The 15,263-nt window shown below is 63.7% G+C and carries 14 protein-coding genes; 8 read left to right on the top strand and 6 right to left on the bottom strand.

Features of this window, described 5'->3' with window-relative positions:
* Positions 1 to 6: 6 nt before the first annotated feature.
* The 4 genes from lysS to ACPWR9_RS14835 all read right to left on the bottom strand — a co-directional run bounded on the left by lysS (position 7) and on the right by ACPWR9_RS14835 (position 3,565).
* On the bottom strand, positions 7 to 1,545 hold the full coding sequence (gene lysS / locus ACPWR9_RS14850) for a lysine--tRNA ligase (protein ID WP_426298765.1): 1,539 nt from the start codon (positions 1,543 to 1,545) through the stop codon (positions 7 to 9).
* 16 nt (positions 1,546 to 1,561) lie between these two features.
* Positions 1,562 to 2,041 carry an Ivy family c-type lysozyme inhibitor gene (locus ACPWR9_RS14845; protein ID WP_426298763.1) on the bottom strand — a complete coding sequence of 160 codons (480 nt, stop codon included), beginning with the start codon at positions 2,039 to 2,041 and terminating at the stop codon, positions 1,562 to 1,564.
* Positions 2,042 to 2,044: 3 nt separating this feature from the next.
* Positions 2,045 to 3,149 (bottom strand): peptide chain release factor 2 gene (prfB, locus tag ACPWR9_RS14840; RefSeq protein ID WP_426298761.1). Its coding sequence is split into 2 segments (ribosomal slippage): positions 2,045 to 3,076 and positions 3,078 to 3,149, totalling 1,104 coding nucleotides; the frame shifts between segments, so codons are not numbered across the junction.
* Positions 3,150 to 3,343: 194 nt separating this feature from the next.
* Positions 3,344 to 3,565, bottom strand: a complete 222-nt coding sequence (locus ACPWR9_RS14835; RefSeq protein ID WP_426298759.1) for a hypothetical protein — start codon at positions 3,563 to 3,565, stop codon at positions 3,344 to 3,346.
* 239 nt (positions 3,566 to 3,804) lie between these two features.
* Between ACPWR9_RS14835 and ACPWR9_RS14830 the strand changes: the two genes are divergently transcribed.
* From ACPWR9_RS14830 to ACPWR9_RS14810, 5 genes are all read left to right on the top strand, one after another.
* A complete protein-coding gene (locus ACPWR9_RS14830; RefSeq protein WP_426298757.1) occupies positions 3,805 to 4,701 on the top strand; it encodes a LysR family transcriptional regulator in 897 nt (298 codons plus the stop codon).
* A 119-nt stretch (positions 4,702 to 4,820) separates the two neighbouring features.
* A complete protein-coding gene (locus ACPWR9_RS14825) occupies positions 4,821 to 5,777 on the top strand; it encodes a helix-turn-helix domain-containing protein (RefSeq protein WP_426298755.1) in 957 nt (318 codons plus the stop codon).
* Between the two features lie 139 nt (positions 5,778 to 5,916).
* Entirely contained in the window at positions 5,917 to 8,088 is a 2,172-nt protein-coding gene (locus ACPWR9_RS14820; protein ID WP_426298753.1) for a TonB-dependent siderophore receptor, read from the top strand.
* A 37-nt stretch (positions 8,089 to 8,125) separates the two neighbouring features.
* The gene (locus ACPWR9_RS14815) at positions 8,126 to 8,722 is read left to right on the top strand and encodes a hypothetical protein (RefSeq protein WP_426298751.1); all 597 of its coding nucleotides are present in this window, start codon (positions 8,126 to 8,128) and stop codon (positions 8,720 to 8,722) included.
* Positions 8,712 to 9,164, top strand: coding sequence for a hypothetical protein (locus ACPWR9_RS14810; RefSeq protein WP_426298749.1), 453 nt, complete (start codon positions 8,712 to 8,714; stop codon positions 9,162 to 9,164). Before ACPWR9_RS14815 ends, ACPWR9_RS14810 begins: the two co-directional genes overlap by 11 nt.
* 57 nt (positions 9,165 to 9,221) lie before the next feature.
* Here the strand turns inward: ACPWR9_RS14810 and recJ are convergent, their stop codons facing one another.
* A complete protein-coding gene (recJ, locus tag ACPWR9_RS14805) occupies positions 9,222 to 10,919 on the bottom strand; it encodes a single-stranded-DNA-specific exonuclease RecJ (protein ID WP_426298747.1) in 1,698 nt (565 codons plus the stop codon).
* Complete coding sequence (locus tag ACPWR9_RS14800; RefSeq protein WP_426298745.1) at positions 10,916 to 11,995, bottom strand: regulator; 1,080 nt, start codon at positions 11,993 to 11,995, stop codon at positions 10,916 to 10,918. The genes recJ and ACPWR9_RS14800 overlap by 4 nt, the downstream gene beginning before the upstream one ends.
* Positions 11,996 to 12,190: 195 nt before the next feature.
* On the opposite strand from ACPWR9_RS14800, the gene ACPWR9_RS14795 reads away from it, so the two are divergent.
* The 3 genes from ACPWR9_RS14795 to ACPWR9_RS14785 all read left to right on the top strand — a co-directional run bounded on the left by ACPWR9_RS14795 (position 12,191) and on the right by ACPWR9_RS14785 (position 15,248).
* Positions 12,191 to 13,444 (top strand): lipoprotein-releasing ABC transporter permease subunit, encoded by a 1,254-nt coding sequence (locus tag ACPWR9_RS14795; protein ID WP_426298743.1) that lies wholly within the window; start codon positions 12,191 to 12,193, stop codon positions 13,442 to 13,444.
* A complete protein-coding gene (gene lolD, locus ACPWR9_RS14790; protein ID WP_426298741.1) occupies positions 13,437 to 14,165 on the top strand; it encodes a lipoprotein-releasing ABC transporter ATP-binding protein LolD in 729 nt (242 codons plus the stop codon). Before ACPWR9_RS14795 ends, lolD begins: the two co-directional genes overlap by 8 nt.
* Before the next feature lie 252 nt (positions 14,166 to 14,417).
* Entirely contained in the window at positions 14,418 to 15,248 is an 831-nt protein-coding gene (locus tag ACPWR9_RS14785) for a TatD family hydrolase (protein ID WP_426298739.1), read from the top strand.
* Positions 15,249 to 15,263: the final 15 nt, after the last annotated feature.

Raw genomic sequence — 15,263 nt, 5'->3', positions numbered from 1 at the left:
CGACGCTTAGTCTTCGCGGCGCAGGTGCGGGAACAGCAGCACGTCGCGGATGTTCGGGCTGTCGGTGAGCAACATGATCAGGCGATCGATGCCGATACCGCAGCCGCCCGTCGGGGGCATCCCGTACTCGAGCGCGCGGATGTAATCGGCGTCGTAGTACATGGCTTCTTCATCGCCCGCGTCCTTCTGATCCACCTGCGCACGGAAGCGCGCGGCTTGATCTTCCGGATCGTTCAACTCCGAGAAGCCGTTGGCGATTTCGCGGCCCGTCATGAACAGCTCGAAGCGCTCGGTGATGCCCGGCACCGTGTCCGATGCGCGTGCGAGCGGCGATACTTCCACCGGGTAGTCGATGATGAACGTCGGCTCCCACAACTGGCTTTCTGCCGTTTCTTCGAACAGCGCCAGTTGCAGTGCGCCCAGACCGGCATGCTTGAACTGCGGTGCATCGACCTTCACGCCGAACTTCACCAGTGCACCACGCACAAATTCGATATCGGCCAGTTGCGCGTCGGTGTACTCCGGCGCGTACTTGCGAATCGCTTGGACGATCGTCAGGCGATGGAACGGCTTGGCCAGATCCAACTCACGGCCTTGATACTGGATGGTCGCGGTGCCGAGCGCGTCGACGGCGGCGCGGCGAATCAGCGACTCGGTGAAGTCCATCAGCCAACGGTAATCCGTATAGGCTGCGTAGAACTCCATCATCGTGAATTCCGGATTGTGGCGCGGCGACACGCCTTCGTTGCGGAAGTTACGGTTGATCTCGAACACCCGCTCGAAGCCGCCGACGATCAGGCGCTTCAAATACAGTTCCGGCGCGATACGCAGATACATCTGCATATCCAGCGCGTTGTGGTGCGTGATGAACGGCTTGGCCGCGGCACCGCCCGGAATCGGGTGCAGCATCGGCGTTTCGACTTCCATGAACTCGGCATCGGTCATGTACTGGCGAATCGACGCGATGGCCTTGGCACGTGCACGGAACGTGTTGCGCGTTTCCGGCGAGGTAATCAGGTCGACGTAACGCTGACGGTACTTCGTTTCCTGATCCGACAGGCCGTGGAACTTATCGGGCAGCGGACGCAGCGCCTTGGCGAGCAGTCGCAGTTCCTTGACCTTGACCGACAGTTCGCCGGTGCGGGTGCGGAACAGGGTGCCGGTGGCGGCGATGATGTCACCGATGTCCCAGCCCTTGAAGGCGGTCATCGAATCGACACCCACGTCGTCGCGGCTGATGAAGAACTGAATCTGACCGCTGCCGTCTTGCACGGTGGCGAACGCTGCCTTGCCCATCACGCGCTTGAGCATCATGCGACCGGCCACCGACACAGGCACCGGTTCGGCTTCGAGCGCTTCGTTCTGCACGTCGGCATAACGCGTCTGCAAGTCGCCGGCGTGCTGCTCGGGACGGAAATCGTTCGGGAAGGCGACGCCCTCGGCACGCAGTGCCTGAAGTTTCTCGCGACGCTCCGCGATGAGCTTGTTGTCGTCTTGCGCGGCGTCGTTGGCCTGGTCTTGGGCCGGAGTGTTTTGATCGGTCATGGTGCGAACGATGAGGTTATTCAGTAAAGCGCAGTGTGTGGAGCAGGGCGTTCTTGAGCGAGCCGTCGGGTGAGCCCAGCCAGATCAGTTCAGTGCGATCCTGATGCACGCTGGCGTTCGCCGCGGCACTCGGGTCTCGCACAAACAACGCCGCGATCGACTGCGAGCGCGGTTCATACAAAATATGGACATACTCGCTCGGGCAATCGTGCGGCTTGCAGCTTTGCACGAGCAGCCACGGCTTGCCCGCCACGCTCACGCGTTGCGACGGCGTCGACGTGCCGCCCTGGCGCACCCACGACGGCAGGTTGCGCGGCGCCACGATGCGCGTATAAGCGCCCGAAAAATCCGGGCGTTTGAGTAATTCGTGCAGATACGGCCCCGTGTCGGGGCTTGGACCCGGCGCACCCGGCGTACTCGCCGGGCCCGCCATGGCGGCGCGTTGCAAACACAACGCGCCCACCACCCACACGGCTAGCGTGCGGACAAACGCCATTCCTTACACTCCCTGCTTGAGACTCGCGGAGATGAAGTCGTCCAGATCGCCGTCGAGCACCTTGCCGGTATTGCCGGTTTCCACGCTGGTGCGCAGGTCCTTGACGCGCGACTGGTCGAGCACGTACGAGCGAATCTGATGGCCCCAGCCCACATCGGTCTTGCTCGACTCGAGCTTGTCTTGTTCGGCACGACGCTTGCGCATCTCGTGTTCGAACAGACGCGAGCGGAGCATGTCCCACGCTTCGGCGCGGTTGCGGTGCTGCGAACGATCGTTCTGGCAGGCCACGACGATGCCGGTCGGGATGTGCGTCAGACGCACGGCGGAGTCGGTCTTGTTGATGTGCTGACCGCCTGCGCCGGACGCGCGATACGTGTCGGTACGCACGTCGGCCGGGTTGATATCGATCTCGATCGAATCATCGACTTCCGGGTACACGAACAAGCTCGCGAACGACGTATGGCGGCCGCCCGACGAGTCGAACGGCGACTTGCGCACCAAGCGGTGCACACCGGTTTCCGTGCGCAGATAGCCGTAAGCGTAGTCGCCCGTGACCTTGAGCGAGGCGCTCTTGATGCCCGCGACGTCACCGTCCGACACTTCGAGCACTTCGGCCTTGAAGCCCTTGCGTTCGCAATAGCGCAGATATTGGCGCAGCAGCATGCCGGCCCAATCGTTGGCCTCGGTGCCGCCGGCACCGGCTTGGATATCGATGAAGCAGTTGTTCGGGTCGGCCGGGTTGTTGAACATCCGGCGGAACTCCATGTCGCCCACGCGGGCGGCGAGACCTTGCGTGTCGCTCTCGAGCGCCAGCAGCGAATCTTCATCGCCCTCTTCGCGGGCCATGTCGAACAATTCCTGCGTATCGGAAAGGCCAGTGTCGAGCTCGGTCAGGTTGGTGACGATGCTATCGAGCGCTTTCTTTTCCTTGCCCAGTGCTTGCGCACGCTTGGAATCGTTCCAGATGTTCGGGTCTTCGAGTTCTTTGTTGACTTCAGTCAGGCGAGCTTGCTTGACATCGAAGTCAAAGATACCCCCTGAGCTCGCCGACGCGGGTGCGCAGGTCGGCGAGGAGGGATTCAAGTGCGTTAAGGCGTTCGGCTTCCATGTGTGGTGACAGGTGCGAATTCGGTGAAAACCGCGATTATAACGCAGCGAAGGCCCCAATCCGGGGCCTTTTGGCGACTTTCGGTGGAATCCGACTGCCTTCACGACAACGTGCTGGCAACCGCTTAGCGCGGCTAAACGCGACCTAACGCGGCCTAACGCGGCCTTGTGCGGCCTAATGTGGCCTAACGCAGCTTAGCGCGCGCGATGACGCAGGCCGAAAGCGTCGCGGGCATAACCGGCATCGGCAAGCGACGTGTCGTCGAACGCGGCGAGGGCTTCCGCTTGCAGCGACTGTTCGTAATGCGCGCGCCATTGATCCATGGCACGGAAAAACAGACCGAGCGGCGTGACCGGCGCAGCAACCACCGGAGCGAAGGTGTTGACGTTAGCAGCGGCGGACAGAGGGCGGAACATGATGTGACTTCCTTCGGGAGCGGCGGCGTTCTGGCGGCGGGCGGGATGCCTTGGCAGACGTCGCACTAGGGATAACCCGAACTGTATGCGTTTCCCGTGCACTAAAAAAGTGAAATGTTGAGGCGATTTTGTTCACTATTATTGAAGTGTCGTTGCGACTCGCTTAAGCTTCGTCAATTCGCTTCATCGATACGCTCTTGCTTTGCTGTTTTCGCGCCCCGGGGGGCCGGGAGACGTCCATGGATTTTCTGCAACTTCAGACCTTCAAGGCCATTGTCGACGAGGGCAGTGTGCTGGGCGCGGCCGAAGCGCTGCATTGCGTGCAGTCGAACGTCACGGCCCGCATCCGTTCGCTTGAACACACCGTGGGCGTAAAGCTGTTCCACCGGCAGGGGCGGCGTCTGCAACTCACGCCGAGCGGGCGCACCCTGCTGGGGTATGCCGACCGAATTCTGGCGCTCTCGCGCGAGGCGAGCGCCGCGCTGAACCCCCTGAGCGAACCGGCAGGCGATTTTTCGCTGGGCGCGATCGAATCGTCGGCGACCTCGCGCTTGCCGGCGGTGTTAGCACGCTTTCACGCCGCTTACCCAAAGGTGCGGCTCAATCTGGTGACGGACACCTCGCTCAACTTGCTCGACGAAATTCAGCATGGCCGGGTGGATGCGGCGCTTATTGCGGGCACGGCGTGTCTGGAAGCGCAGGCGCAGGCATTGGTCGTGGCCGACGAAATCTATCGCGAGCCGATCGTGCTGGTCGCCCCCGCGCGCGCTGACACAGTGCACGAAGCGTCGGATCTGGCGGGCGCCACGCTGTTGATGTGGCCGCCGGGGTGCCCGTATCGCGCCACGATGGAGCAATGGCTCGCGGCCAACACCGTCACGCCGGGGCGCATTCTGAGCTACGGCAGCTACGCGACGATCGTGGCGTGTGTAGGGGCGGGCGTCGGCTACTCGCTCGTGCCGCGCGGCGTGTACCTGCGCTATCGGCAGGAAGCGGCCATCGTGGGCCACGCGCTCGATGACCTGGCCGCTGTGCCGAACTTCTTCGTGCGGCATCGCGGCGTCGATGTGCATCCGGCACGTGAAGCGTTCCTGCGCGTGATGCGGGAGTATGTGGCCGAGGCGCCGGTGGTCTGACAGTTGCCGAGTTGGCGGGCACCTAGGTCTCATCGCACGCGAAAGCGTTTGGCAGCCATTGCCTAAGCTTCGCTATCAAATGATAATGTGTCTCATTAACATTTGATAGCGGAATAGCAATGTCGCGAGCCTTAACCGCTGGCCACGGAGTATCGAAACCGTGGCGTCGCACGTTCGATGTCGACGGCCTGTCGATGGCGCAGGGCGTCCAGCATGCATGTGCGGGGGAGTCGGTGCGCGAATCGCTCACGGCGGGAGACATCAAGATCGTGTTTCTGCTCGATGGCACGTTGCAATGGGGGGCGTGCGGCGAACCGCTGCTCACGGCAGGGGCGGCGAGCGTCAGCGTCTGCTTTGGTGCCGCGTCGTTCGATATCGACAACGAATACCGTCACTCGGCCGCCTTGCGGTATTGCAGCGTGCGTTTGTCCGAGGCGTATCTGCGCGCTACCTGTGGGCTCGATGCCACGGCCCTGACGCATCGTTGGCGCGACACTGGTGCGACGGGCGAATGGGCGGCTGACAGCGCCATTCTGACCCGCGCCATGAGTGCCGACGAGTGGCGCTGGGCGAGCGCGACGGCATCGTCGCCTCAGACCGGTGCGATGGGGGGCGCCGCTGTGTCGCCCGACGCCGACGCGCCGTGGCAGCGATTGGCACTGGTTGGGCAAACCTTCGAAGCGTTGGCTCGGTGTGCCGCGTGCACACCGGACACGGTCACAGTCTCGGGCAACCGTGCGTCCGCGCGTGAAGCCACGCTTCGTAAAGCGCTATTCGCCGCGCGCGACCTCCTCGACGAGCAGTTGCAAATACCGCCCCCGCTGCCGCAACTCGCGCGTACCGTCGGCATCAACGTGAACAAATTGTGCGATGGGTTTCGCGAGCAATTCGGCACGACGGTGCATGGCTACGTGCGCGAGCGCCGACTGACGAAAGCGTTCGAACTCCTCAGCGCGCATCGCATCAGCGTGAGCGAGGCCGCGTGGCAATGCGGTTACACCGACTCGCATTTCTCAAAGGCCTTTCGTACGCGTTTCGGTGTGTTGCCCAATACGCTGACACGCGAAGGCGCGTAACGGATCGGCACAGCTTCAGCACACGATTCAAACGCATTCGTGACGCCATCGCCAGCGTTGGTGATGCAAGCGCGAGTGCAGGTGTCGACGCGTCGGCACGATAGCGGGATTGATTCTTCATCTCGTTGGTGTGCTGCTGATGTCTTCGATTATTCCAAGTGGTTTCAGAGAAATGCCGACGGTGGCGCCCGGGGTGTGGCGTGCCGTCGCGATGGCGGCCATGGCGGCCATGGCGGTCGTGATGGGCGCGAGCGCGATGCCGGCGATAGCGGAGGAGGTGGCTGACACTACCGCGCTGCCGACGACGCAGGTCAACGCGACGGCGACACGCGATGCCGCAGCACAAGGCTCCGTACTCGGCAAGCTCGCGCCGTCGGTGCGCGACTTGCCGCAAACGGTGACCGTCGTCGACGAAAAGCTCATGGAGCAGCAGGGCGCGCACGCCATCGAGGACGTGCTGCAACAAGTGCCCGGCATCACCGTGCAGCCGTATGTGCTGCTGACCACCGCGTTCTACTCGCGCGGTTTCAAACTCGATGCCTTCGAGCAAGACGGCGTGCCCGTGCTGATGGCGAACACCGCTGCTGGGCCGCAGGACATGACGCCTTACGAGCGCGTAGAAATCATCCGCGGCTCGACGGGCCTCTTTCACGGCACGGGCAACCCGGGTGGGTTGGTGAACCTTGTGCACAAGCGGCCGGGCAAAACGTTTGCCGCGTCGGCATCGGTCACGCTGGGCAGTTGGGATCGCTATCGAGAAGCGGCGGACATCGGCGGTCCCCTCAATGAAAGTGGCTCGCTGCGCGCGCGTGTCGCCGTCTCCGACGACAGGCAGCGCATGTATTACGACTTCGGCAAGCAGCACGCCACCACGGTCTATGGCGTGGCAGAAGCCGACCTCACGTCGTCCACGCTATTGCGCGTCGGTGTGCAGCATCAACGCACTACGTCGACGCCGAACCTTGCAGGCGTGCCGTTCTCGACACAGGGCGGTGATCTGAACCTGCCGCGCTCGATTTTCCTCGGCTCGTCGTGGGACACCTTCGACTGGACCGAGACGCGCGTTTTCGGCACGTTGGAGCAGCAACTCGGCAGCGGTTGGGCAGCCAAGCTTTCAGCGAACTATCTCGATGCAGGCGGCGATCTGAAGTACGGCGTCGCCTTCGGTGCCATCAATCCGGCGACCGGTGCGGGCAGTCAATTGACCGGCGCGGCTTATCGCTTCGACAACACACAAACTGGCGTGGACTTGCAGGTCGACGGCCCGGTGAAGGTGTTCGGTCGCGAGCACCATTTGCTGTTCGGATTGCAGCGGCTCGAAGCGACCACGCAGCAGCGTAGCGCTGCATTGATGCCGTCGGTGAACGGCAAGCCCGTCGATATCTATCGCTGGGACCCGAACGCGATTCCCGAGCCCGCGACCGGCCCGTTCTCGAGCGTCACGCCAACGCGTACGGTGCAGAACGGCGCCTATGCGATGGGGCGCATCCGTCTCGCGCAACCGCTCACGCTGATACTCGGCGCCCGCGTGTCGTGGTGGGATCAGCACGCGCCAGCGAGCAGCTACCCCACGGGAGCGAAGGCAACGCCTTACGGCGGGCTGGTGTTCGATCTGAACGATCAGTGGTCGCTGTACGCGAGCTACGCCGATATATTCCAGCCGCAGACCGTGCTCGACGCGGGCAACAACTTGCTCAAACCGATCACTGGTGCGAGCTATGAGGCGGGGGTGAAGGGGCAGTTGCTAGACGGCGCGATGGATGTGTCGCTGGCCGTGTTCCGCATTCGTCAGAAGAACCGCGCGCAGACCGATCCGAGTGTGCCGTGCGTGGGCACGACGTGCCGCTACATCGCCTCGGGCGAAGTGCAGAGCCAAGGCGTGGAAATGCAGGCAAGCGGGCAGATCACCGACGCGTGGAACGTGTTCGCGGGCTACACGTTCAACACGACCCGGTACCTCACCGACGCCACGATGCAGGGGCAATCGTTCGCCGACTTCGCGCCACGCCATCTGCTGCGTGTGTGGACTAACTACCAGCTGCCGTTCGACGGGCGTCGCTGGAGCGTGGGCGGTGGCGTGGATGTGCAGAGCGAAACGTCGGCCACGTCCAACGGCATCGTGCTGCGTCAGGGCGGCTACGCGACGCTCAATTTGCGCGCGGGGTATCGCTACAACAAGCATGTCAGCGCGTCGCTCAATCTCAACAACGTGTTCGACCGGCGCTACTACCAAAGCCTGTCGAACGCGAGCTGGAACAACCACTACGGCAATCCGCGCAGTGTGATGCTGACGCTGCGCACGGACTATTGATCGCTCCCACGGCACTTTGAAAAAAGGACGCAAATTTATGAGCACATCCCTTCACATCATTCGACGCACGGCAGGCGTATTGCTGACGGCGACGCTGGCAGGTACCTCGATGCTCGCGGCTGCCCAAGCGGTATCGATCTGTGCCGCGCCGCCGGTCATGACCACGACGTTGCGTGGCACCTACCAACTGGAAGGCGAGGGGCCGCTGCCGATCGAACTTGTGCTTGCCTCGCGCGACGGCGCATCGTCGCGAGTCTTTCAAGTGACTGGCATCGTGTCCGAGGGCGAGCATCGCTTTGGCGTATCTGGCATGGCCTATTGCATGGGTGACGCGGGTGATGTCGGTCGCGGCAAGCTGTCGACGCTCGCTTTCGATATCACGATGAGCGGCGGCTTTCACGACACGCCGGTCGACGACGAACTGCGTCGTGCGTGGCCTGCGGGCAAGGCGCCCAAGCGTGCGAGTTCGGTCGGTACGAGTCTCGTGCACGCGGAGGTCGCGCTGGCCTCAATGCAAGGCTGGGCCGAAGCGATGCGCACGATTGTGCTGACGGGGCAGCGCGTGATGGGGCCGCGTCATGTGTCGGCGAAGGTGTCGTTTGCCGCCGCCGGGGAGGCGGGTCATGGGCAATGACGCCATCGACAGCATGGGCGATGGCGACGAAGGCGAGCGCGTGTTAGGGGCGCGATTGCCGTGGGCCTGCGGCACAGGGCGAGACGCGCTGCTCGGTCTCTATGAGGACGACATGCTAGCCATGATGGCGACACGCAGCGGCGCGCGCCGCGGCGCGCGCCGCATGATCGGGATGTTCGAGGCGCCCGACAATGCGGCGGTGCACGCCGATGTGTGGGAATGTCACGAAGCGGGCGATGAACTGCTGATGGTGGCGCGTGGCACGTTGGCGATCGATTACGTCGATCTCGCGGGGGTCACGCGCACCTTGGAGATTGCTGCGCCCCGGCTCGCCGTGGTGCCCTCGCGCTGCTGGCACCGGGTGCGAGTGCTCGTCCCGGCGGTGCTGGCGTTCGTCACACCCACAGGGCGCACGCGACGCTCGGCACAGCCGTTCGAGTGATGGTGCTGACGGCGGATCGGCGTGCGCTTGAGTCGCTCACGCACACGCCAATCGGCTTCACGCCTGCGCGTGCTCCACGATCATCTGTACGCGCGATACGCCGTTGAACGTGTCGGCAGCCAGCCGGTAGGCGAAGCGTGCGCGGCTCGGCAGCGTGTCGGCATGGTTGAACCAGATGGCGTTAAAGCGCATGCGTCCGCGGCCGAGTTGCAGCTTCAGATGCTTGTCTTTGAGAATCGCCTGCGAGAGCACTTCGAACTCGCCCGAAAACACCGGCGGCGGGAAGCCTTGTCCCCACACCTGCGCATCGAGCAGGGCCACGAACGGCGGCACGAAGCATTCGTCGCCGATATCGCCATCGGTTTCGATCACGCGCGAGAGCGTCTTCTCGTCGAGCCATTCCTGTCCGACGGCTTCAAACGCCGCTTGGAAGCGCGCCAGATCGTCCGCTGCAATCGTCAGCCCGGCTGCCATCGCGTGGCCGCCGAACTTGGCAATCAGACCGGGTTCACGCTTGGTCACGAGGTCGAGCGCATCGCGCAGATGGAACCCCGGAATCGAGCGGCCGGAGCCCTTGATCTGTCCATCGTCGCCCGGCGCAAATACGATCGTTGGGCGGTAGAACTTCTCTTTAAGACGCGCGGCAACGATGCCGATCACACCCTGATGCCACGTTTCGTTGAACGCACACAGGGTGGTCGCGGCACGCGGATCGAAGCGTGCGAGATCGGCGAGCGCCTCCTGCTGCATCCCGGCTTCGATTTCCCGGCGCTCGCGGTTCATCGCATCGAGCTCTTGTGCGAGGGTCCACGCGCGCGCGTCGTCATCGGTCAGCAAGCATTCGATGCCGAGTGACATATCGGCGAGGCGTCCGGCCGCGTTCAGGCGCGGGCCAAGGCCGAAGCCCAGATCGAAGCTGCCTGCCTGACGGGCATTGCGGGCCGCCGCGCGAAACAGCGCATTGATGCCCGGGTGCATACGGCCCGCGCGCATGCGCGAGAGGCCTTGCGCGACCAGAATCCGGTTGTTGGTGTCGAGCTTGACCACGTCGGCGACGGTGCCGAGCGCGACGAGATCGAGCAACGTATCCAGCCGCGGCTGCTCTTTGTTGTCGAACGCGCCGCGCTGGCGCAATTCGGCGCGCAACGCTAGCAGCACGTAGAACATCACGCCGACGCCCGCCAGATTCTTGCTCGGGAATTCGCAGCCCGGTTGGTTCGGATTGACGATGCAACGCGCGTTAGGCAACTCGTTGCCGGGCAAGTGGTGATCGGTGACCACGACTTCGATGCCCAGCGCCTGTGCCGCCGCCACGCCGTCGAGACTGGCGATGCCGTTGTCGACGGTAATCAGCACGTCGGGTGGCCCCAACTTGCCACGGGCTGCGAGCGCCACGATTTCCGGTGTCAGGCCGTAGCCGTATTCGAACCGGTTCGGCACCAGATACTCGACCTTGGCGCCGAACATGCGCAGGCCGCGCACGGCCACGGCGCAAGCGGTGGCGCCATCGCAGTCGTAATCCGCCACGACGAGCATTTGTTTGCCCGCGGCGATGGCGTCTGCGAGAAACACGGCGGCGTCTTGCGCCCCTTTGAGTTGTGTCGGCGGGACGAGCCGGGCGAGTGCCGTTTCGGTTTCCTCGCTGGCGGCCACACCGCGCGAGGCGAACAAGCGAGCGAGTACCGGGTGTACACCGTCGCGGGCAAGGGTGTCGGCAATGCCGTCGTCGACGACGCGGGTGACGATATCGGTCATGCCACTTCCTCGCCGAGACGGGCGAACGGCACCAGACGCGTGGCGAGCGGCTGACGGCGCCAGAACTTACGCAAGTCGCCGCTGCGCGAGAGGATCGTCACGCTGTGGCTGTCGCCGCAAAGCGTCAGGCTGACTTCGCGGGCGTTGCCCTTGGCCAGCCGTTCGAGCGCGGGCGCAAGCCACGTGCGGTCGATCTCGACGAGTGCGTCGCGCCAGCGGGCCCAATCTTCCATCAGAAAATGGGACGTCAGGGTGTCGATCTGGACAAGCGTGCGGCCGTTCGCGGCCTGAAGCCCCGCAGCGGTGTCGTGAAGTGAAATCTGAAGATGGCGGGCCAGTCCGCGCGTCGCAGGCGCGTCGGCCAGCACCGTGACGCACGGCCGGTTCAGACGCGGCGCCGCAATGCGCTGACCACCGGCGTACAGCCAAATGGCATTGACCGGCGGCAGACGGCGCGCTTCGCGGGCTTGATTGGCCGGATGGTCGTACCAGGCCATCTGCACTTCGTTTTGCCACTTGCGCCATGTCAGTTCGGCTTTGCCCTGCGGCAACCAGATATCGACGTTGCGACCGGCAGCACGCGCGGGCGAAGCGGTCAGCAAGTCGCCCAGCACCGGGGCGCTCAGGTACCAGCGGTCAGGGCGCGGCGCGATCAGCTCGCCGCCTTCCTCGGCCAACAACGCGTGCGCGGTGGCAAACAGCGCGGCCGATTCCTCGGCGCTCAGTTCCAGCTCGGCGGGGTCGGTCAGCACCAGATGGTCCGTGGCGATGTGGATATGCGCGGGTTGGGCGCAGTACCACATCCGGGTGTCGAGCGAGCCGCTGTCTTCGAGCAGCATGAAGGGCGCGAGCGGTGCCCGGGCGGGTACGCCGGGCAGGCCAAAAGCGTCCGCCAGCCAGCGCTCGTGCGGGAGCGTCGGGACGAAGGGGTCTTCGGGGATGTCCTGTGCCGACGGGACGCCGCGCGCGAGCAACTTTTCGAGCGCAGGCAACTCCAATCCAGCCAGCAAGGCAGGCAAGTGGGCCGACGCGGGCAGCGCGAACGGCAGAAGAAAGTGCAGGGCAGGTGTATCCATGTCGAGGCGAATTGTATGGCAAACTTCGCGCTGGCAGTTGGGTGACCCTGACGTCAGGTACGGAACGTGCCACCCCGCTGTGCCGCCGGTTAGGCGCCGGGCACCCCTTGTGCGGCAAGGGACGACGCGCACGGGAACCGGCGCCGCACGGCGCGGCACGCTCTGATCGATCCTAATCAAGAATCAGGAATCCGTTTGAAATTCCCATACGAATGGCAGATCGGCTGGCGCTACACGCGCACCGGCAAGCGATCCTCAGGCAACGGTTTCATTTCCTTTATTTCGTTCATTTCCATGGCCGGCATTGCGCTGGGCGTGGCGGCGCTCATTGTGGTGCTCTCGGTGATGAACGGTTTCCAGAAGGAAGTGCGCGACCGCATGCTCTCCGTGCTGGCGCACATCGAAGTGTTTGCCGTCGACGGCAACTTGCCTGACTGGCATCGCACCGCCGCCGAGGCATTACAGAACAAGAACGTGATCGCCGCTGCCCCGTACGTGGGCGAACAGGCCATGCTCACGCGCGACGACAACGTTCGCGGCGTGGTGTTGCGCGGCATCGTGCCGAGTGAAGAAGCCAAGGTGTCCGACCTCGGCAAGCAGATTACCGGGGGCACGCTCGCCAACCTGACGCCGGGCAGCTTCGGCATCGTGCTGGGCAGCGAGCTGGCGCGCGGGTTGGGGGTGATCGTCGGCGACAAGATCACGCTCGTGGCCCCGCAGGGCACGATTACCCCGGCTGGGGTGCTGCCGCGGGTGAAGCAATTCACCGTGGTCGCGATCTTCACGGCAGGGCATTACGAATACGACAGTTCGCTGGCGCTGATCGACCTGCAAGACGCCGAGACGTTGTTCCGCCTCGACGGGCCGACCGGCGTGCGGTTGAAGATTCAGGATATGGAGCAGGCGCCGATCGTGGCGCGTGAACTCGCTAAATCGCTCACCGGCAATATGTGGGTGCGAGACTGGACGCAGCAGAACAAGAACTGGTTCATCGCCGTGCAGACCGAGAAGCGCATGATGTTCATCATCTTGACGCTGATCATTGCGGTGGCGGCGTTCAATCTGGTGTCGTCGCTCGTGATGACGGTGACTGATAAGTACGCCGACATCGCGATTCTGCGCACGTTGGGCGCGCAACCGCGCTCGATCATGAAGATCTTCATCGTGCAGGGCGTGACCATCGGATTTATCGGCGCGTTGCTGGGGATTGGGCTGGGCTGCTTCATCTCGGTGAACATCGGCGTCATCGTGCCGTTCATTGAACGCATGCTGGGCATTCACTTCCTGCCGCAATCGATCTATTTCATCAACGAACTGCCTTCGGATCTGCAATCGTCCGACGTGATTCGCATCGGCGTGATTTCCTTCATTCTCTCGGCACTGGCGACGATCTATCCGAGCTGGCGTGCCTCGCGCGTCAAACCGGCGGAGGCCCTGCGCTATGAGTAAAGCTACTGTGGCAACGGCGGTGAACCCGCCGAATTTCACCTACGACGGCCCGGTGCTGCGCGCGCGTGATCTGCATAAGACGTTCAAGCAGGGCGAACTGAATGTGACGGTGCTGAACGGTGCCAGCCTCGATATCGCTGCCGGTGAGAAGGTGGCGATCGTGGGGGCGTCGGGCTCGGGCAAGAGCACGCTGCTGCACGTGCTGGGCGGACTGGACGACCCGTCGCGTGGCGAGGTGTCGCTGCTCGGTAAGCCGTTTTCTTCGTTGAACGAGCGCGATAAGACCAACCAGCGCAATCAGTCGCTCGGGTTCGTGTATCAGTTCCACCATCTGTTGGCGGAGTTTTCGGCACTCGATAACGTGGCGATGCCGCTGCGCATTCGCCGGATGCCGACCGAGCAGGCGCGCGCGGTCGCGCAAGCGACGCTGGAGCGTGTGGGGCTGGGCTCGCGCGTGAAGCATCGGCCGGGCGAATTGTCGGGCGGCGAGCGTCAGCGCGTGGCCATGGCGCGCGCGCTGGTGACGCAACCGGCATGCGTGCTGGCCGATGAGCCGACCGGTAACCTCGACGGCCACACCGCCGAGACCGTGTTCTCGCTGATGCTCGAACTCTCCGAGACGCTCAAGACCAGCTTCGTGATCGTGACGCACGATATCGATCTGGCACGCCGCTGCGACCGCGCGTTGCGGTTGCGGGATGGGGTGCTTGAGCCCGCTTGAGTCAGGGGGGGGCGAATCTGCGCACCTGCACGGAGGGGTTCGCGGGATTCGCCATCCGAATGGCGTCAGCAGTCGATAAAACGCCGGGGGAGACCCCGGCGTTTTGTTTTGTTGGCGGCGCGAACACGGCGAATTCAGCCGATATTCAGCCGATTCCGAGGGGTAGAGGCGATGCCGTCCGATGGTCATGCGATGCCGGGCGTGCGAGCCTTGTCATCGCCCCGTAGAATTAGCGCTCAAGGACACCTGACCATGTGGATCGATACCCATTGCCATCTCGACGCCGGTGAATTCGACGCCGACCGTGACTCCGTTATTGCCGACGCGCAAGCCGCTGGCGTGCGCGGGCTTGTCGTGCCCGCCGTCGAATGCGCGACGTTCGACGCGGCGCGCGCCGCAGCCTGCGCGATGCCCGGCGGCGCTTACGCGCTCGGCATCCATCCGCTATACACGCCGCGTGCGAAGGACGAGGACATCGCGACACTGCGCCGTGCCGTCGAGCGCGCCATGGGCGATCCGCGCTTTGTCGGCATCGGCGAGATCGGCCTCGATTTCTTCGTCAAAACGCTCGACCCCGAGCGGCAGCAGTTCTTCTACGTTGAACAACTGAAGATCGCGCGCGACTTTGATTTGCCTGTGATCTTGCACGTGCGCCGCTCGCAAGACGCGCTACTCAAACAGTTACGCATCTTTACGCCGCGTGGCGGCATTGCGCATGCGTTCAACGGCAGCCGTCAACAGGCGGATATGTTCATCGAGCGTGGGTTCTGTCTTGGCTTCGGCGGGCAAATGACGTTCGACCGGGCACTGCAAATTCGGCGGCTGGCCGTGGATTTGTCGATCGACGCACTCGTGCTGGAAACCGACGCGCCCGATATCGCACCCGAATGGCGATACAAACAACGCAACAGCCCGGTCGAGTTGCCGCGTATTGCGCAGGTGTTGGCCGAACTGCGTGGTGTGTCGCCCGAAGTGTTGTCGCAGGCCACATCTGCCAATGCCTGGCGTGTGCTACCTCGACTGGCCGGTGCGATGGCGATGTTGCCGGGCACAGGCGTCGGATTGGATTCGCTTCTCCACTGACGCGCTGTCGTCGTG

This window comes from Pandoraea pneumonica, from assembly GCF_049918595.1.
GTDB classification, from domain to species: Bacteria; Pseudomonadota; Gammaproteobacteria; order Burkholderiales; family Burkholderiaceae; genus Pandoraea; species Pandoraea pneumonica_A.
The sequence above is the reverse complement of the archived record's forward strand: the minus strand, read 5'-3'. Positions and strand labels throughout refer to the sequence as shown.

Excerpts from the sequence above, each read along its gene's own strand:
- lolD (WP_426298741.1), top strand. The coding sequence starts at position 13,437 with ATGAGTAAAGCTACTGTGGCAACGGCGGTGAACCCGCCGAATTTCACC.
- ACPWR9_RS14845 (WP_426298763.1), bottom strand. The coding sequence starts at position 2,041 with ATGGCGTTTGTCCGCACGCTAGCCGTGTGGGTGGTGGGCGCGTTGTGT.
- ACPWR9_RS14830 (WP_426298757.1), top strand. The coding sequence starts at position 3,805 with ATGGATTTTCTGCAACTTCAGACCTTCAAGGCCATTGTCGACGAGGGC.
- ACPWR9_RS14815 (WP_426298751.1), top strand. The coding sequence starts at position 8,126 with ATGAGCACATCCCTTCACATCATTCGACGCACGGCAGGCGTATTGCTG.
- ACPWR9_RS14800 (WP_426298745.1), bottom strand. The coding sequence starts at position 11,995 with ATGGATACACCTGCCCTGCACTTTCTTCTGCCGTTCGCGCTGCCCGCG.
- recJ (WP_426298747.1), bottom strand. The coding sequence starts at position 10,919 with ATGACCGATATCGTCACCCGCGTCGTCGACGACGGCATTGCCGACACC.
- ACPWR9_RS14820 (WP_426298753.1), top strand. The coding sequence starts at position 5,917 with ATGTCTTCGATTATTCCAAGTGGTTTCAGAGAAATGCCGACGGTGGCG.
- ACPWR9_RS14835 (WP_426298759.1), bottom strand. The coding sequence starts at position 3,565 with ATGTTCCGCCCTCTGTCCGCCGCTGCTAACGTCAACACCTTCGCTCCG.
- ACPWR9_RS14825 (WP_426298755.1), top strand. The coding sequence starts at position 4,821 with ATGTCGCGAGCCTTAACCGCTGGCCACGGAGTATCGAAACCGTGGCGT.
- lysS (WP_426298765.1), bottom strand. The coding sequence starts at position 1,545 with ATGACCGATCAAAACACTCCGGCCCAAGACCAGGCCAACGACGCCGCG.
- ACPWR9_RS14785 (WP_426298739.1), top strand. The coding sequence starts at position 14,418 with ATGTGGATCGATACCCATTGCCATCTCGACGCCGGTGAATTCGACGCC.
- ACPWR9_RS14810 (WP_426298749.1), top strand. The coding sequence starts at position 8,712 with ATGGGCAATGACGCCATCGACAGCATGGGCGATGGCGACGAAGGCGAG.